Below are 18,495 nucleotides of genomic sequence, written 5' to 3' on the forward strand. Positions count from 1 at the left end.
CGCCTATTCTGGTTCCATGGGCTTAGTGATTTCGATCCAGCGGCGGTGAAGTCAAACGTAGTCGGACTTATTTTGAATCTACTGTTCTGGCGGGTCCTAATTTGGACTACTAACGGAACTTACATAAAAGGATTATCCATATGCTAAAACGTCGTCGTTGCGGGGGCGGGACCGACTCTGGAGCCGCTTCGCAGAAGTATTAGCCAATGCCGCACAAGAGCACCAGCTCTCTTTTCCCTGACCGCAGCGCGCGCCGCGAAGGCTTGTCCCGAGGTCAAGTACTCATCTTGGTGCGAACGTTTTCACTGCGCCGGTTGCCTGCGCTTCTCCCCCTGAAATTTTAGACAATCGCGCCATCGGACCGGTCCGATGCCTCAGGCGAATTTATCTTGCTTGTAATTTGGACTACTAATGGCATTTACATAAAGGATTATTCATATGCTAAAACGTCGCCAATTTCTTACTGGTGCCACAGCAGTTGTTGGTAGCTATATCTTGACGGCATGCGGGGGCGGAACCGACTCTGGAGCCGCTTCGCCAGAAGCATTAGCCAATGCCGCACAGCGACCGTCACCCGATGGCACGACCATTCCGCCCGCCTCGTCGATCATCGACGCCTCCGGCAATACGTGGACGGTAAAGAACGGCGTGATATACAAGGGAAGCGCGAAGGCGGGGTTCTCACAGAACGTCACCCTACTGCTGCTGTACGGCGGCAACATCTACCAATCTGCCTATGGAAGCTGGTGGGTGTGGTCGGGCAGTACGTGGAACACTTCCTCGGACCCCCGCGTCGCATCATCCACGGGACCTGCGATCGGCGTACATTGTGAAGGCGACAACGATGTTTCGCTTTATGCCGCATTCAGTGCATGGCTTGGCAAGCCGGACCTGTATCGGCTGACGTTCACCGCCCGCGATTCATGGTCAGACGTAGCCACACCGTATTTCCTGTCTGCCACACAGACATGGATTGCACAGCCTGGTCGCTATGAAGTTATGTCCGTTCCGCTGCTGCTGGGATCGGATACATTTGCAAGCATCGCAGGGGGGGCACAGGATGCGACATGGCAGGCACTGGCCAACAACATCAAGTCCATTGGGAATCCGGCCCAGGTGATTATCCGGCTTGGCTGGGAACATAACGGCAACTGGTATGCATGGAATTCCCGTAGTGATCCTAATGGCTACGCGGCGGCTTTCGCGCACGTCGCGCAGCTGATGAAGGCCATCGCGCCCGGTCTCCGATTCGACTGGTGTACCGACTTCCAGGCCTACGACACTTTCAACTGGCAGACGGCCTATCCTGGCGACGCCAGTGTGGATATCGTGTCGATGGATGTCTACGACGAGTGGAATCCCAATGGCTGGAGCGACATCACTAGCGGAGCAGCAAATATCACACAGCTTCGCGCCTTTGCTGCTGCCCACGGCAAGAAGGAAGCCTATCCTGAATGGTCCTGTTCAATCGACGCGAGTGGCCATGGTGATAATCCCACCTTCATCACAAACATGTACAACTGGTTGATGGCAGGTGGTAGCAATGTCCTTTACCATTCGTACTGGAACACGAACCTGGGTGGGCCCAATGCTGCTATTCAAGGGCCTCTCTCTGGGAACGTACCGTTGGCGGCAACACAATATAAAGCCTTGTTCTCTCGCTAGAAGGTGTTAGGCGCCCTTTGTCGGACCAAGTATCCTGTCACGATGAAAAAGCGCAGGCCATACCCAACGGATGTATCGGATGAAGAGTGATACTTCGCTGCTTCGTACCTGACCTTGATGAACTAGGACCGCACCGCAGCGCCGCTACGAACTGCGCGAGATGTTCAACACGCTGCGCTGGATCGTGCGGCGGGTGCACCGTCTGGTAGACCAGTTCCCAAAGTGGAAAGTCATTGGCACATGGTTGACCTGGACCGTCAACGAAGTAGCGCCGTTGACGGTCGGGATAGCCACTCCCCGTCAAATGCGATCGCCGCTGTGGTTGAGGCGAGGATCGTCGGTAGGCGCATGCCGCTCGTGCAGCAGGTCATGCAGTGCGATGCGCGCGCGCAGAGCCTCAATGACTTCAACGACGGCGAGCGCATGTTCGCGCGACAAGTTCTCGGGTATCGGAGGTGTCCGGAAGAAAGATGGTCACTCTCGCCCCACAAGCTGAGGGTTAGCCACTTCTTTAGCGTTGCGAGGTTCATTCGTTTTGCCGAAATATCCGGTACATCTCAGTAATCTCGCGCAGCGAAAGGAAGCCACACCATATGACGTTGGTCGAGAGGGACGATCATGCTTGCGATTCGAGATAGCCGCCGAGGCTGGCACTCCATAACACTACCTGAGCCAGCGAGGGGGCCTTTGTGGGCAGTGTGTGGAGAGCGTCAAGCAGGACGTCCGGTCGTGGGCGTCGCGAACCTCTCCGTCGTGCCGTGCTGGAGGCTTTGTCAAATTGAAGGAAGATGACCGTACGAATTGGCAGTCCGGAGGATTCCTTCTGATTACCGGGTGTGCTTGACCAGGTCGGCTGCGCTCCAGCCATACCAGCCGTCGACACGTTGCTTCAGATGGGCACGGTGAGTAGCAGCGTCCATGCGTTGACGGGGTAAGGCGAAGTGTTGCCGGATCGGTCCGAAGCTCGGCAGAAAGCGCTGCGTGCGTCGTGGATCACGGAAACCCTGCATCTGGCGCTCACGCCGGCGCGTCGGCTGGTGGCTGTTTTCCGCCCGGTCGTTCACCCGGGCCGAAGCCTTCACGAACACGTGTTTCACATTCGCCAGCTGTGGCACCTCGGCCTTTGCCGCCGGGTAGCTGCGCAACTGGTCGGTGACGACCTTCCGGGGCACCGGGTGGTCCAGTTCGGTCCCATGTTCGTCCACCGCGCGCCACAGCACGTATGGCTCCCCGCGCAGTTTCACGAACACCTCATCCAAATGCCACGTCGTGCCCGATCGCGGCCGGACTGCTTTGGCCCGGCAGGCGAACGTCGCACCAAACCGGTCGCACCGGTTGCGCATCGACTCATATGTGACCACCACACCACGTTCGGGCAGCAATTCCTCGATGTCGCGCAGGCTCAGATTGAAGCGATGGTACCAGCGTACCGCGCAGCTGATGACCGCGGATGGGAAACGGAAACCGTGATACGGCGAGGTGCTCTTTTTAATTTCGCCATTCTATCCAGCCCGCCTTCAAGTTGACATTGCCCAAGCGCCACAATCAAGCGCTCATTGCCCTTGCCAGACGACGCTGCGACATGTTGTTCGCAATGCTGCGCGACGGCACCTTCTATCAACCAAAATCCGCCCCTAATGCTTGACGAACGACATAGGGCCCCCCCCCCACCCCCGCCCAAGCAGCAAAAGGACCGCCGCTCGCGTGCGCGTGTCCCCATGTATGTGATCGATTGACAGCTGCTGCAACGTCATTTCCTCGGCTTCACTCAGCTCTACCACACATCATCCGCTACCCTAGCATCATTACGGCGGCAGGTTAGCGAAATCCGAAAAGATTTGCCGGGACACTTAAATTGGAATGTGTCTGGTCAGGTAATAATATTAACTAAGCCTGTCATTTTCCATTGCCGTCAAAAGCTGCCGTGCAATGTGTTATTTCGCACAGAGCGTTCAATTTTAGGATCTTATCGTCATGCCAGGTCGTTCGCATTCCCTCTCGGTGCCATGAAACAATTATCGAAAAGATATTTTATTTAAGGGATCTCGTTACGCGAACTTTCTTTTGCACGGCGAAGCTGTGCTAGCGCTCCGCTTCGACGAGCACGAGCCAGAACTGCTCAATTCGCGCTTGATTCGCGAGGCGAGATTTTTTCAGTAACATTATGTCAGACTTTTCATTGCGTTTTTTTCGGGGTCCGGCAGTGATATTTGGTCGGTTAAAACAAAGCGATTTCCTAGGTGAGAATTCAGTACCGTTTTCGTTGCCGTAAATTGTGAGGAATACTTCGCACCTTGCGTTTTAAGTGGTCTGGATTCACATATGATATGTGCGCTTGCTAACAGAGGCGAATTGGCTTCCGATTGCATGCTCTTGCGCATATGACATCGCCTGCCATTTAAGACCAAGGCGTAAAATCTGAAGTGACTATAAACGGCGATCATTGCTGAAATACACTAACGCGACATGTCATGCGGTATACAAATAGGAATCCAAAGTAACTGCAAACGGTGACTCAGATTTTTCGGTTAATACGGTGGTCGTTGCTATGTGACGTAAGGGTGCCGGGACCGCGTATTTCCTCTGCAATGGTTGTGCGATCTGGACATATTATAGGATTCTACAGATGAATGCCTTGTTCTTGTCGCATGTGCGTGATGCGAAGTCATCGAATGGCGGTATGGTCTACTCGAATCAGATTCTTTCGCAATTGCGGAGAGTATGCGCTCGAGTTGATGTCCTCTACGTGTACGACGATTTGCCGAAGTGGAGAAAACTCAGAATCGCGTTTTCGTTTTTGCGGTCGTTGTTCGGTCCATTGCCGGCGAAGGTTTTATATTTCGATCGACCGAGCGCTCACCGCGCGTTGTCGAGGCTAACGGCAAGCGTAACACCGGACATAGTCGTTTTCGACCATTTGGAAACAGTCGTGTATCTTCGCAACCAGATCGGCGCGAATTCGATTCTGATACAGCATAACGATGAGGCGACGCTTTATGAAGATCGCTTGAAGAAGATTAGCAACCCGATCACCTCAGCCATGCTGAAGTTCGAGTGCCTCAAATTGCGGCGCTTTCAGGAGCGCGCAAACGCGCTGATCCGCAATCATGTATTTATCTCCCCGGACGAGTTGGCCAAAGGCGCGGCCCTTGAGCCGTTTGGCAATCGCTTTTGCATGTTGCCGGCCTTCGATTACATGCCAGCGGAAAGAATAGCGCCGTCGGCAACCGATAAGCCAATTCATCTCGCGTTTCTTGGCAACATGGAGTGGTGGCCGAATAGGGATGCTGTCGAATGGCTACTTTCCAGAATCATTCCACACATCGACGAAAATAAAGTTATTTTCCATTTGATGGGTGCCGGCTCCGAAGCTGATCGTTATCAACGCAAAAACGTCATCGGACATGGATTCGTCGATCAGTCTTCCGAGATTTGGAAAAAATCCAATGTCTTTCTCTCGCCCATTGTGTCGGGCGCGGGAATGAACGTGAAAGTCGCCGAATCAATTTACAACAGGAGATCGGTAATCAGCACGTCCAAAGGTGTCCGGGGGATACCGTTGGTCAAGGACCCGTCAGTGATCGTCAGCGACTCGGCAAGCGAATGGATTGCGCTTTTGAATGACCGAAACCGTCTGGCACAACTGGACCGGAAGGCAGTGCTTGCCGAAAACTCGGACATATTCGATCGGAACTCTTCATTTGACAAATTCAAATCATTTTTGGAGAAATGTAAATGAGTGTTCCCATTTTGTATATCGCTTCGCGACCGTTTATTCCGGCCGCTGGCGGACGAGAAAACATGATCTTCCAGTCTCTCCAATTCCTCGAGAACCAGCATAAAGTAAGCGTTGTCATTTTCAAAGGGAAGAACGAGTTGGTTGACCTGCAGCGGTATTATGCGCGCTTTCCTAAATTTAGATTTCATCTGCTTGACTTGCCGACGGCCCCCAATTGGATCCTTGAATGGATCATTACCGCACGCCCGCTGCCTTTGCAGGTAGCAATGTATCTGTCTCGCAGTGGGAAGCGACTTATTCGTTCCATCATCGACGATCAGAAATGCAAGCTGGTTATTGCGGATATGCTGCGGACTTCGATGCTATTCCAGACCAAGGACTGCATTTCAGTCGTGGAACTGGACGATCTGCTTTCGGTGCGCTATCTCCACAATATCCGCGCGAGTGTCGGCAATCGTTTGCTCGGTACGTACGAGGACCGCATGCCTGCCTTCGCCGCCAAGATCGCGAACCGGTTCTCTAGAACCGTTTTGAGATACGAGCGGTGGGCTATCAGCCGGATGGAGCGCAACAGCGCGACCAGGCACAACGCCGTGGTGTTCGTATCGCACGCGGAAGCAGCTCTCTTCAAACAGATGACGGGTGCGGATAACGTCTATGCAGTTCCGCCGACGACCAAGATTCGGAAGGCACCGGATCGCCTGCTTCCCAGTCCAACTGACAGGATCAATTTGATGTTCTTCGGGAACATGCATACGACGGCGAACCGACAGTCGCTGCGCTACGTGCTCGAAAGCGTGTTGCCCGCATTGACTCATCTTGGCGTCGACTATCGCTTCCATGCGATCGGTCGTTGCCCGCCGGAGCTCATTGCGCGCTACCAGCGCCCCGACGTTTTTTTCACCGGTTTCCTCGACAATCCCGATGATCTTTTCGACAGCATGCACATCCATATTGCACCGATGTTTGGCGGCACTGGAATAAAGACGAAGATCCTCGAATCGCTTGCCAGGGGCATTCCGACGATCACAACCGCGGATGGCGTGATCGGGATGTCCGTCGAGTCGGGCCGCGAACTGTTCATCTGCGCCGATGCCAACGAGATCGCGCTACGATGCGTGGACCTCGCGCGTGATGCAAATCTGTACAGGCTCCTGAGCAAGGCCTCGGCTAGATTTGCGTCTGAACAGTTCAATTTCGACATCAACCGAAACCGGTATCTGGATATCTTGAGAACTTGCCTGGCTGCACCGGTCGCCAAGACGGCTCCAGTATTAGGAGGCGCACAGTGAATTTTGGCGTTTTGCAGTTGGCCCGCAAGGGCGTAGTACAGTTACTGGCGGCAGGAATGATGGGCGTCTTGACCTTGGCGCAAATCGCTTTTTTGTCGCGCCATTTTGGCTATCGGCAGTTGGGTATCGTCTCCACTCAGCTTCTCGTCGTATCGATTTTCACGACGTTCTGCGACTTCGGATGGGAAGGGTTCATCATCCAGGAGCGCGGAACTCGCCGGCGTGTCGCTCTCATTCTCGGCTCGGCGTTGCCGAGAATGATTTGTTTCGCGGCGGTGGTCGATCTCCTGATCGCGCTCGCCCTTAGAAAACTGGGTGTTGCAGAAGCTGCGTGGGTGACCCTGCTATTGGTCGCGCCCGCGCTGCCGTTCGTCGTTCTGGTCGGAGCTCTGCAAGGCTTCGCCGTGCGCGCGCTGGATATCGAACGGCTTGCCATTTCGGAAGTCTTTAGCAAGCTGGTCGGCGTCGCCGTGACGGTCGGAACCGCGTGGTATTTCGATTCGCTCAATTGCGTGGTGATAGGGTTCATTTGCACCATTGGAGCGAAATTTGTCTTGATGTCATCGTTTCAGTTGGACACGCTGAAGGTGATCCTCGTGAGCGTGACGCGACGGGCGCGTGCCACGCGGCTTTACTACTATATGGGAACCCAGCTGACGGGGCAGTTGTTTAACATTCTCGGCGGCAAGGCAGACGAATTGATTGTGGCTTCCACGATGTCGCTTGAGATATTTGGCATTTACGCCTCGATCAAACAACTCGTCGTTCAAGGGACGTCGTTCGCTTCGTTGCTCATTCGCCGGTTCACGATGCCATATTTTTCGCGCGACCGCCTGTCCGATCGCCCCCGCGCGGATAAGACAATTTCGGTATTCGTGTGGTCTAACGCCGCCTATATCACCTTCTTCCTCACGCTGGCGATTGGCTCGCGACTTGTCACACAATCTGTTCTCGGCCCGCGTTTCCTGGTGCATGCGGACATGCTGATCCAGTTCGCGGTGCTTTGGTCGTTCCAGACCTTTGCCGGCGCGACGATGTCCGCTTATCAGCAAAGTACCGGCTCGCCGTTCAAGGCACTTGCTTGGATGTCGATTCAGGTCATCGTCCAGCTCGCGGTGATGTGGGCGACGATTTCGCTCGGCCTGGAGAAGATGCTCTCTTGGGCGTCGGTTTCATACGCGGCGATGGCATTGTCCTACCATTTGTGGTTTTTTCGCGAGGAGGCGGGGCTCACGACCGCGCAAGTGTTCCGGCGAATTTTGTCTCCTGTGCTTTTCTATTACGCGCTCGCAGCCGCTATCATATGGGCGTTGCGAAGTCTTTTACTTCCTAACGTCTTTGAAATCGTGGGCGCGGCAATTTTTGTTGGAGCCGTCGCGGTCTTTTCGCTCCGCGAGCGGAATTCTGCTCTGATGATTGTGCACGGCGCATCGGGCAGTGGACTGAGGCAGCGTTGACAAGGGGCAATGCAACAGCGTCGTATAGAACCGAGGTTTTCATATGACCTGCGACGTTGACCATGCGCGCAGATCGGCCCTGCGCGGCGAATGCCTGACGACGAGTCAACGGGCGTCCTCGTGAACCTCGCGACTATCGGTGTCTGCAAATTTTGCGCGTCACGCATTTTATCCGTCTTTAAGGCCTGGAAAGGTGAGCTAACGCACATCATTGATTCCCAGTGCTTGTATTCTTCGAGTGTTGGCTGAGGCGCTGGAAAGATGGTTCAGGGGTGTCAATCGTCATACCTCGACTCCAACGCGGCGCGTTGCACGTTGATTTTATCTTGGCCGAAGCGTTGCAGCGAGGAGACTGCATCGCTTGGGACCGGAGGGTTCGATGTTGCGGCTTTGGGATCATCGGTTTCGCCTCCATCGGGCATCGGTCGAAGTCCGGCTGTATCGTCGGACCACTAGTCATTCAACATGCAAATGGGACCACCAGCTTTATTTGGCGAGAAAAGGCAACCATGAATCCTGCGCAACTTTCTTTTAAGGATGTCCACATCACAAACACTGATATGGACCTCCCCGGCATACTTGTCGTGCTGCGACAAAACCGCTGGCGCATTGCGGCATGTACCGCTGCCTTCGCCCTGCTCGGCGCAGTCTATGCGATGGTTGCACCGCCCGTGTATGAAAGCGACATTATGATTCAGGTCGACACTCGTGCGGACCCGACGTCTGACCGAAGCATGCTGGATGCGGTGTCGAGCATCAACGATAACAAGTCGACGACCGCAGCCGAAAGTCAGATCCTTTCGTCGCGCGCAATCGTCACCCGCGCGGTCGACAAGCAAGCGCTCTTCATCGACGCGAAGCCCCGGCGATTTCCGGTCATCGGCTCGCTGGTCGCACGATACCTCGAAAGCGACATGACGCCGGGCATCTTCGGTGTCGGGGGGTTTGCGTGGGGCAGGGAGTCGCTTTCGATCGACAAGTTCGACGTGCCCGCGAAGTTGGAGGGAAAGCAATTCCGGCTTACTCTGGAGCCCAATCACCGCTTCACGCTGTCCGGACCCGCACTTGATGCGCCCGTCATAGGCGAAATTGGAAAGCTTCAGTCGTTCTCGACAACGCGTGGCCCGATCCAACTCCTGGTGACTGGCGCTAGCGGGCAGCCAGGAGTCACGTTCGACCTGTATCGCAATTCGCGCCTGAAGACGATCGAACGTATCCAGAGCCAGCTCAGCATTCAGGAAAAGGTAAAGGATTCGGGCATTTTGGTTGCGAAACTGCGCGGAAAGGATCCGGTGATCGTCAGCGATACGCTGAAGGAGATTGCCAGGCAGTTCATCTTGCAGAACATGGAGAGGAAGTCGCTAGAAGCGTCAAATTCGCTCGATTTTCTGAAACGGCAACTGCCCGTTTTGAAGACGCAACTGGAGAAGTCACAGCAGGCCGACACGGAGTTGCATCGTAGGGCGGGTGTCGTCGACTTGCCGGAAGAGGCGAAGCAGGCGATCGCGCAAATGAGCGCGGCCAAGGCACAGCTTCTTGCACTGCAACAGCAGCGCCGGGACCTGGCCACACGCTTCGCGCCGAGTTATCTGTCTGTCGTGTCGGTCGACAGGCAAATTAAAGGGCTTGAAGAGCAAATCAGCCTCTATGCGCAGCAAATGGCGCGCTTTCCTGACTTGCAACAGGAGGTTGCTCGCTCGGAAATGCAGGTCAAAGTGGATTCCGCTTTGTACACCGCGCTGCTTAACAATGCGCAGCAGCTGGAACTGGTGAAGGCGGGGAAGGTCGGGACCGTGCGCCTGATCGATACGCCTGCGGTTCCCGAAGATCCTGTGTTTCCGAAAAAGTCGATCGTCGTCGTGCTGTTTTCGCTGTTCGGCTTGCTGAGCGGCCTCGCATATGCGTTCGTACGCAGTACGGTCCTGTGCGGTGTAAAGACCCCCAGCGAAATCGAGCGTGCGCTCGGCATTAACGTCTATGCGACGATTCCTTACAGCAGGCGTCAGCGAGTGATGCTGAAGTCGGAGCGCAAGGAGGGGAACGCGACCTTGCTGGCGGAAGCATCCAAGGCAGATCCGGCAGTTGAAGGCCTTCGCGCGCTTCGCATGACGCTGAATCACGGCAAGGACGGCATTTCCAACAAGATCGTGTTGGTTACCGGGGCGACGCCAGGCGTGGGCAAATCGTTCGTGTCGGCCAACTTCGCTCGTGTGGTGGCCTCCTCGGGCAAGCGCGTGCTGCTGATCGATGCAGATTTGAGAAATGGCCATCTGCGCAAGTACTTCACCGCTGGGCATAAGCAGGGCCTCGTCGATTTTCTCGAAGGGCGCGCAGGCCTTAGCGCGGTCATTCAGCATGACGCGGCGTCGAATTTGGACTTCGTTGCGACCGGACTGCAGCCAGCGGAACCTGGCGAACTTCTGCTTTCGCCGCGCCTCAATCAGATGCTCGATGATTGCGCGCAGGAGTACGATCTCGTCATCGTCGATGCTCCGCCGATTCTAACGGTGTCGGATGCGGCGGTGCTTGCGCAGAACGCAGGGACTGTATTTGTGGTCGCGATGTCGGAAGTCACGAAGCTGGCTGAACTTGAAGAGTGTGCGAAGCGCATGGATCGTAGCGGCGTGCGTATTACCGGCGTGATCCTTAATGGTGCCAAGCTGCATCTCGGCGAGTATGGCTATGCTGGACTGCATGGTATCGCGTAAGGAGCTAACGTCAAGAGTGGTGATGCGACACGTGTCGCCGTCAGCCGCGCGTCATCCGGCATGTAGTAGGCGGTAAAGCTCGTTTTTGCCTTGTCACGCGCGGCGATAGTAAGATTGGTCGCGGTGCCGTGACCTGCTGTACGACCAGTAGTTGCCTATCTGGACATGCGTACCCGGTAACGGGTGGGTGTGAAGCTCTGGAGACAACGTGCCTCTCGATTGACGGTTCACCCCGGTGACAGGGAAGGGACCGACACTGCCAGCCGCCGTGCGGTGTGAGGTGCAGGGCAAGTTCCGCATGCGCAACATAAGTGAACTGTTGTAACCCTCGTTATGACGATTGGACCAAAGCGGCTGAAAGGCCCAGACCAAAAGGTATGCAGCCGGTTGTTTCCGTCACTATTGGAAGCACGTCGTCACAAGAGCCGTCGGGGGAAAGGCAGGCGCTAAACGGATAGGCCCGGGAAGATTTGGGTCGGCAAGGACGGGAACGTGGTAAGTCCAATTGTCCGCCCACGCCGAAAGTCAGGCTATGGCAGGTGACCCGCGAGGGAAGCTGTTGGGCAGGTGGATATGAGAACGCGGATAAAGCGAATGGCGGGCGGTAATGGCTCGCATAGGGTTCAAGATTTGCCTCGGCCTGAAAGGGCGCAGACTTCCGCGTGGTGCAGTTGTCGCAGGTCCACGTTTGAGATTCTTTGAGGGGAAGCTTGTGAGAGACCGGTATCACTGCGGTTCAGCACCCTTCACCTCAGCGATGAGGCGAATCAACAATGTGACGCTTGCGAAGGGCTCGTGCAAGTGGCGAGACCGGCGTCAGCGCGACGCTTAATGCTGTGCTCGAGCGCAGTGCGGTGAAAGTCGCATGTTGCGTTCTTCGGGGGCCGCGTTTCCGGGAGGGAACGTAGCTACCCACTTATGGGCAGCATTGTGACGGTCGATTTCAAGCGGCGAGTCTCTGATGAACCGGTCGATCGTCTTGCACCGGTTCGCCGTCCTTGAAGGGGATACCTTCGAGCAACAGCGTGATCTTTTCCGGGCCGTTGATGCGGCGCCAGGTCTTCTCCGCCTCGCCTGCAGATCTGCTTTGGCTTTGCCTTGCAGTGACTTCGGCAGCGCGTTCAGGACGTTGCCCATCTTGTGGAACTAGCAGCGCTGGCCGCGCGTGGCGGGAAACACCTCCTCCGGTGCGGCCCAGAAACCCATTGCTCCGTCGCCGACTGCGAGCAACGGACCGGCCTGCGGGACACGCGATTTCAGATCGAGCAGCAGCTCCCGCCACGACGCCTTCGACTCGCAATACCCGTCGCCGATCGCCACACGCGCCTTGCGCCCATCCGGCCTCACGCCGATTATCACCGGCAGGCATTGACCATCCGAGTTCTCGCTGCGCAGCCCGGTGTGAATGCCATCGACCCACCAGTACACGTAGCGCGACTTCGACAGATCACGTCGGCTCCAGTTGACATGCTCATCGGCCCATTGCGCCTTCAAACGACTTACCATGTTCGCCGACAGGCCTTTGGCGTCCTCGCCCAGCAGCACACTCAGCGCATCGCTCATGTCGCCGGTCGAAATACCTTTCAGATACAGCCACGGCAGCGCCGCACTCACGCGCGGCGATTTTCGCACATACGGCGGCACGATCGATGAATTGAACTTCACCCTGAGCCTGAGCGATCGCGAACCTTCGGCACCTTCACCGGAATCGGCACCGCGTACCTCGTCATCGGGATCAGAACGATGCGGCCGTCGTCGCCGCAGCACAAGCCGACTGGCAGTGGAAAGCGCAACTCACCCTTCTTCGCCTTGTTGAGTTTGCCGCCCCGGAGGCGGCGGCGCAAGAAGTGCAGTTCGGCCTGTGCCATCGTACCTTTGAGACCAGGTATCAGGCCGTCGTTGAAGTCCCCCCGCGTTGTAGCAGCCATCGGCGTCGATCACGAGCGTATGGGTGAGCGCGCACAACTCGAGCGGGCGATGCCAGTCCCCGATTCGAGCGTGCCAGGCGGGAAACCTCCAGTGCGAATACGGCACCCAAGTTCCCCATCGAGACGTCCGCTACGAGGGTCTTGAAGTCTGCGCGCCCCGTCATCTGGGCCCCCGATTGACCAAGGTCGCGGTCCAGGACCCGGATCGCCGTCTCCGGCCAACCCAGTGCCAGCGCTTTGTCGCGTAACGCGTATTGACGCTCTGTGCTCTCCTGATGGTGTCGCACCTGGGCCAGCGTCGACTGGCGGATGTCTATGTACGCCGGCTTGCTTTGATGTTGGGGGGTGATCCTGGTGTTCATCGAAGGCCTCTTCGGTCAGCTCCAGCGCAGGCTCAGCAGTGAGCCAAGCCTCGAGCATGTTGGCGACGAGTACGCCGGCCGATTGCGGATCGATGAAGTTGGCGAGCGACAGCGACGACTGGCTCACCGGCGCCCCTCAGTGCGCCTCCCGGCGGCGCAATAGTTCGCGGTTGATCTGGCAGATCTCCTCGATGATCTCGCGAACGCGGTGATAGTTCGCCAGGTGCTCGGCGACGTCGGTGTAATCGGCTTGCGGCACGTAGTCCATTTGCGGACGGCGGCCGGGAAAGCTCACGGACAGGTAGTACTTGGGACCATGGCCGGGGCCGTCTGCGCACCGGCAGCCCGGTTTGCCGCAGCGCTTGTAGCGCTCGATGAGCGAGCCGCGCAAGAGCGTCTCTAACGCTGGCATTTATTTCAGCAATTGTGACTGCGATGAGAACACGCGCGAGGAGCTTGTTGATCAATGCGTCCTTACTTGACTCTTATCAAAGATAACAAACAATAAAGTTTTCAAACTGCTTTCCAGTAGCCATCGCTAAGGGAACCCAGAATATCCGAGTATGGTCAACCGCACAAACCAAAGTAAATAGTGCACCTAAGAATCGACCTCGACCCGGAGCCCTCGTGCTACGCTTGTCGGGGTGGTTGAATCATTGGTACGAGAGTGAGAAGAAGCAGCCGTTGCGAAGGGTTGCGCGCCTTGTTCGACGACTGTCGCGCCGGAAGCATTACTAACCGCGTGTAGTCGGCTGTTCATCAGACATTTGCGGAGAAAGGTGCCAATGCTCCATCAAATAACTCGCGCGCGCCGCGAGCACGATTTTCTGGCTCGAAAGCTGAGTCGACGCGCCTTGCTATCCAATATGGCCTTGGCTGCGATGGCCGCTATCTGCCGTCCTTCATATGCTCAGCATGGAAACCTGGGGCTTGTCAGCCCGCCGGCTCGTCTCGACGATTTCTGGGTGATCGACCAGACAGCTAAAAGGCGACGTCTTAACGCTGTTCTTCTTCAAGGCGTCACAGCGGTGCAGACGATCTATACCGGATGTAGTTCGGTATGCCCTTTACAGGGAGCGCTGTTCAGCGCTGTTCAGGAACATTTGCCAAAAATCCGCGCCCGCTACCCTGTTCAGTTGCTCTCAATCGGAATTGACCCGCTTTCAGATTCGCCATCCGCTTTACGCGACTGGCTTTTGCGTTTTGATGCAGGCCCCGCATGGAATGCCGCTACGCCCTCTTTGGAAAACGTCGACCGGATGCGAATCGCGCTATCCGGTAGTCCGCTTGCCCTTGGCAATCTCGCCGGTCATTCGACGCAAATCTATTGCTTCGATGCGAGCGCAAAGCTGCGCTGGCGTAGTGCCGAGCTTCCGCGCTTGGAAGATGTCTGTGATGTGCTTGCTGCGCTGGGACGTGTGTAATTCGACCTCAACGGAGAATAAGACCATGCCACGAATCCGTTTCGCCATGATGTTCTCTCAATCGCTTGCAAGATGTATGAATGCGTTGATTGGGTTGGCATTCGCGTCGTCCTTCTTCGCGCATCCTGGACTCGCTCAGGCACAGACGACGGGCACAATAACCCTGAGCGGCACGACTCTATGTGCTGACGATTTCAACGACGAGGTCACGCCAGGCACCGCGGTGATCACGTGGAGCTGCAACAACGAAACGAATCAGACTTGGAAGGCCACGCCTTCCGGCGCCGGGTACGTATTCGTCAATCAGCACAGCGGTCTTTGCATGGACGTGTCGGGCGCAAGCGTGACAGCCGGCGCGCCCGTGATTCAGTGGACCTGCAACGGCCAAGCGAACCAGACTTTCAATTTGACGCCGCAAGGCAGCGGTTACGCGATCGTCCCGTCGCACAGCGGATTGTGCCTGGCCGCGGAGAACACGACCGCACAGGGCCCGCAGATCCTGCAGCAGAGCTGCGGGGGCGACGCCACGCAGACTTGGGCGGTAAGCGGCATCAATGTGACAGCGCTGCCTTCGAAGTGGACTGCGCCGATCGCGCTTCCTATCGTTCCGGCAGCGGCGTCCAATTTGCCCAACGGGAACATATTGCTCTGGTCGGCTGATTACACGAATTCCTTCAGCTCTGGCGAAGTAACGCCAGGCAGGACGTACACGGCAATCTTTAATCCGAAGACCTTGACCAGTAAACAGGCGCTAGTCAGCAATACTGGACACGATATGTTTTGCCCGGGCATCGCCAATCTCCCTGACGGTAGTGTGTTTGTGACCGGGGGGTCCGACAGCGCCATGACCAGCCTCTATTCGCAGTCGAGCGGCGCGTGGTCGTCCGGCGCCCAGATGAACATCGGGCGTGCCTATCACAGCAGCGTCACGTTGAGCAATGGCAGCGTGTTTGTGATCGGTGGCTCGTGGAATGGAGGCTGGGGCAACAAGACCGGTGAAACCTGGACGTCCGGTTCTGGCTGGATGGTGAACTGGTCGCTGCTCGCCGACTATATCCTCACCAATGACGCGGCGGGCATCTATCGCGCCGATAACCATGCGTGGATGTTTGCAGTGTCCAACGGCCGGGTTTTCCATGCTGGGCCAAGCGTGGCGATGCACTGGTTTGACACGGCCGGCAACGGCACTGTAACTGATGCTGGCAATAGAGCAAACGACACCGATGCGATGAACGGCAACGCCGTCATGTACGACATCGGCAAGATTCTTGCCGTCGGCGGCGCGCCGAGTTACGAGCAAGCCAACGCTACTTCCAATGCCACGCTCATCGATATCAGCACCGGCACTGCGACCGCGACCGCACTACCGCCGATGAGCTATGCGCGGGCATTCAGCAACAGCGTCGTATTGCCGAACGGGCAGGTTGTCGTGGTGGGCGGTCAAGCCTTCGCGCAACCGTTTTCGGACGATACCGCCGTGCTGACGCCGGAACTGTGGGATCCGACGACGAAGGTCTTCAGGCAACTCGCTCCCCAAGCCGTGCCGCGCGTCTACCACAGCGTTGCGCTGCTGCTTCCAGACGGCCGCGTCCTGAGCAGCGGCGGCGGGCTGTGCGGCGGCTGCGCGACCAACCACCCGGACGTCGAAATACTGACACCGCCCTATCTGCTCAACGCGGATGGAACGGCAGCAACGCGTCCGACCATGAGTTCGGCACCGACCGACGCCACGCTAGGCACGGTCATCGCCGTTGCAGCGAGTAGCGGTGTTAAGTCGTTCGCACTGATGCGCCTGTCGTCAGCAACGCATACGGTCAATAATGAGCAGCGACGCGTGCCGGTAACGTTCTCGGTGGGCACGGGCGGCGAGTACCTGCTGAACATTCCGGCCGATCCTGGCGTCGCGGTACCGGGCTACTACATGCTTTTCGCACTGAACGCGAACGGTGTGCCGAGCGTGTCGCGCACGCTGCGCCTTCACTGATGGCGGCATTACCATTCCGGCGCCCGGCGGCGCGCGTAGCGGTCTGCCTGGGGCTGGCCGCCGTTGTGCGCCTGGCGCATGCCGAGCAGCAGCTGTGTAAATCGGGTGATTTGGGGTGTGCGATCTACAACGGCCAACATGCGGTCGCAGCGCACCTGCGCGACGACGATCGTCCGCTGCCGCCGTGGACGACGCGGTGCGTGAACTGCCACGCTGGAACCGATAAATCCGGCACCTTCGCGCCGCCGCTGACTGCGGCGCTTCTGCTCGACGCAAAGAGTCGTCGAGGCGGCCCAGCCAGCAGCTACCAGCCGGGGGGCTTCTGTCGCGCGGTCAGGCATGGGATCGACCCAGCCAACGTGTTGCTGCGCAAGGCGATGCCTCAGTATCAGCTATCCGATAGTGAATGCGAGGCGCTTTGGGAGTATCTAACGAATCGTTAGCGGTGTTTGCATACCGCGCGTCGACCATTGCATGCCGGCGCGGCGCAACTTCAAACGAGCCACGCCAAGACGGTGTCGGCAAGCGAATGATGTCATCGCTTGTCCGGACTTTGAGCTGCCGCCTATCCTCGGTCGCTTATCGCTACGAACTCACTCACCAACGTCCATCAGCGACGCCAGCCGCACCGCATAGGCGGGCAGCGAATACGCACTCACATCGTATTTCCGGTTTTTATCGGAGAGGTGCGCAACGACCTCTCCGAGTGCCTTGACAAAGCTCGTCGGATGGAACGAGTACTTAATCTTGTTGCCGATCTCTTCGCCGAAAGTCGACAGGCTGCCGATATCGTGGACCAGCATGGGCAGGCCCATCTGAGCCGCTTCAACGACGACGAGCGGTGCGTTTTCCGCACCTACCGACGGCAGGATCAGCGCGTCGGCCGAACGCCGCAGTTCGGCAAAGAGTTTGTCGCGCGGAAGCGCCCCATGCATGACCAGTTGCCCGGACTCGATGAGGTCCGTATGCGATTCTCTTATCGAGGGCAGGCCCGGTCCGTCTCCGTAGACCGCGATGTGATCGATGTAGGCAAAACTCGTCGCCCGCGCGAGCCCGATGAGCTGGCTGAGACCTTTCTCCGGCGCCACGCGGCCGACGAATGCGAGGACGATCTTGTCGCGTGAGCAAACCTTCGGCTGTGACAGTGGCTCGCTCATGACCGAAGGATTAAAAAGAGTTGCGGTATTCGGAATTCCGGCCTTGTGCAACGCTTCCTGCATAAAAGGACTCGGGCACAGGAACATGTCGAACAGACGCGTCGGGTTGCCGAGCATTCGGGCGACGTGCCAGTGCATCTTCTTGAACGTGTCGTACACGGGCCCGCTCGCACTGCTGCGCGCAAGCAGCGCGCGTCGTGTTCGCAGGATGTTGAGATCGAGCGGCTTGCTCTTGCCGTCGACGTAGTGCATAAGCGCGGCATTGTAATAGACGAGATAGAAGTCATGACACGTCATGTACGCGAGGAAGCCGTATTTCCGCTTGTAGCGGCGAAGCACCCACAGCACGGACGAAGAGAGCGCGTTGTGATAGTTGTGAACCAGCACGCGGTCAGGCCGGAACGCCTCGATCGTTTTCGCAAGCGCCACGGCGGCGGGGAAATTCCACGTCTTAGTCAAAACAGATCCGCGCAAGGACGCTTTCTGCAGGTCGAAGCATTCGACGTCGACACACGGCGTCGCCTTGAGAACGTCCACGGAAAGCTGATAGATGATTTCCGCGCCACCGAGCTCATGGTAATCGTTAATGACCAGGATTCTTGAGCGCTGCATTTTGTTCCTCGATGTTCCGTCGAGACACGTCGCCCCGAACGATGTCCAGCTTGAATATGGCGCGAACTTATAAAACCGGCCTGTCGCCAACGCAGCGTAATCCGAGTGAAAATCGACCTCTGTGCGAAACCGTACGGTGCACTGCGGCAGCGACTGGTATAAACCCA

General features: G+C 57.1%; 13 protein-coding genes and 2 pseudogenes. 9 read left to right on the plus strand and 6 right to left on the minus strand.

All coding sequences use genetic code 11. The features are described from left to right. Positions 1–438: 438 nt before the first annotated feature. Positions 439–1,665 (plus strand): glycoside hydrolase family 26 protein, encoded by a 1,227-nt coding sequence (locus AB4Y34_RS02835; RefSeq protein ID WP_368715193.1) that lies wholly within the window; start codon positions 439–441, stop codon positions 1,663–1,665. Between the two features lie 42 nt (positions 1,666–1,707). Next, a pseudogene (locus AB4Y34_RS02840) lies at positions 1,708–1,855 on the plus strand (IS5/IS1182 family transposase); the annotation flags it as partial. A gap of 110 nt (positions 1,856–1,965) precedes the next feature. Here AB4Y34_RS02840 and AB4Y34_RS02845 read toward each other — a convergent pair. Beyond that, entirely contained in the window at positions 1,966–2,103 is a 138-nt protein-coding gene (locus AB4Y34_RS02845) for a hypothetical protein (RefSeq protein ID WP_368597719.1), read from the minus strand. 389 nt (positions 2,104–2,492) lie between these two features. Beyond that, positions 2,493–3,158, minus strand: a complete 666-nt coding sequence (locus AB4Y34_RS02850) for a transposase (protein ID WP_368715421.1) — start codon at positions 3,156–3,158, stop codon at positions 2,493–2,495. A gap of 1,133 nt (positions 3,159–4,291) precedes the next feature. Between AB4Y34_RS02850 and AB4Y34_RS02855 the strand changes: the two genes are divergently transcribed. From AB4Y34_RS02855 to AB4Y34_RS02870, 4 genes are all read left to right on the plus strand, one after another. Continuing rightward, entirely contained in the window at positions 4,292–5,404 is a 1,113-nt protein-coding gene (locus AB4Y34_RS02855; protein ID WP_368715194.1) for a glycosyltransferase family 4 protein, read from the plus strand. Continuing rightward, a complete protein-coding gene (locus tag AB4Y34_RS02860) occupies positions 5,401–6,696 on the plus strand; it encodes a glycosyltransferase family 4 protein (protein ID WP_176383852.1) in 1,296 nt (431 codons plus the stop codon). The genes AB4Y34_RS02855 and AB4Y34_RS02860 overlap by 4 nt, the downstream gene beginning before the upstream one ends. Further along, positions 6,693–8,153 (plus strand): oligosaccharide flippase family protein, encoded by a 1,461-nt coding sequence (locus AB4Y34_RS02865; protein ID WP_368715195.1) that lies wholly within the window; start codon positions 6,693–6,695, stop codon positions 8,151–8,153. Before AB4Y34_RS02860 ends, AB4Y34_RS02865 begins: the two co-directional genes overlap by 4 nt. Before the next feature lie 509 nt (positions 8,154–8,662). Then, the gene (locus tag AB4Y34_RS02870; protein WP_176383856.1) at positions 8,663–10,861 is read left to right on the plus strand and encodes a polysaccharide biosynthesis tyrosine autokinase; all 2,199 of its coding nucleotides are present in this window, start codon (positions 8,663–8,665) and stop codon (positions 10,859–10,861) included. A 943-nt stretch (positions 10,862–11,804) separates the two neighbouring features. Here the strand turns inward: AB4Y34_RS02870 and AB4Y34_RS02875 are convergent. The 3 genes and pseudogenes from AB4Y34_RS02875 to AB4Y34_RS02885 form a co-directional block, all read right to left on the minus strand. Next, positions 11,805–12,573 (minus strand): annotated as a pseudogene (locus tag AB4Y34_RS02875) (transposase); the annotation flags it as partial. 176 nt (positions 12,574–12,749) lie between these two features. Next, positions 12,750–13,151 carry a recombinase family protein gene (locus tag AB4Y34_RS02880; RefSeq protein WP_368715196.1) on the minus strand — a complete coding sequence of 134 codons (402 nt, stop codon included), beginning with the start codon at positions 13,149–13,151 and terminating at the stop codon, positions 12,750–12,752. A 136-nt stretch (positions 13,152–13,287) separates the two neighbouring features. Beyond that, entirely contained in the window at positions 13,288–13,563 is a 276-nt protein-coding gene (locus tag AB4Y34_RS02885; RefSeq protein WP_368715197.1) for a DUF6788 family protein, read from the minus strand. A gap of 373 nt (positions 13,564–13,936) precedes the next feature. Here AB4Y34_RS02885 and AB4Y34_RS02890 point away from each other — a divergent pair, with 373 nt between their 5' ends. The 3 genes from AB4Y34_RS02890 (at position 13,937) to AB4Y34_RS02900 (ending at position 17,002) form a co-directional block, all read left to right on the plus strand. Next, on the plus strand, positions 13,937–14,575 hold the full coding sequence (locus AB4Y34_RS02890) for an SCO family protein (RefSeq protein WP_176383861.1): 639 nt from the start codon (positions 13,937–13,939) through the stop codon (positions 14,573–14,575). A gap of 76 nt (positions 14,576–14,651) precedes the next feature. Further along, on the plus strand, positions 14,652–16,559 hold the full coding sequence (locus AB4Y34_RS02895) for an RICIN domain-containing protein (protein WP_368715422.1): 1,908 nt from the start codon (positions 14,652–14,654) through the stop codon (positions 16,557–16,559). Then, the gene (locus tag AB4Y34_RS02900; RefSeq protein ID WP_368715198.1) at positions 16,559–17,002 is read left to right on the plus strand and encodes a hypothetical protein; all 444 of its coding nucleotides are present in this window, start codon (positions 16,559–16,561) and stop codon (positions 17,000–17,002) included. The genes AB4Y34_RS02895 and AB4Y34_RS02900 overlap by 1 nt, the downstream gene beginning before the upstream one ends. Before the next feature lie 150 nt (positions 17,003–17,152). Here the strand turns inward: AB4Y34_RS02900 and AB4Y34_RS02905 are convergent, their stop codons facing one another. After that, entirely contained in the window at positions 17,153–18,418 is a 1,266-nt protein-coding gene (locus AB4Y34_RS02905) for a glycosyltransferase (RefSeq protein ID WP_368715199.1), read from the minus strand. Between the last annotated feature and the right edge of the window lie 77 nt (positions 18,419–18,495).

The sequence above is a fragment of the Paraburkholderia sp. BR10954 genome (genome assembly GCF_040965775.1).
Taxonomy (GTDB): domain Bacteria; phylum Pseudomonadota; class Gammaproteobacteria; order Burkholderiales; family Burkholderiaceae; genus Paraburkholderia; species Paraburkholderia youngii.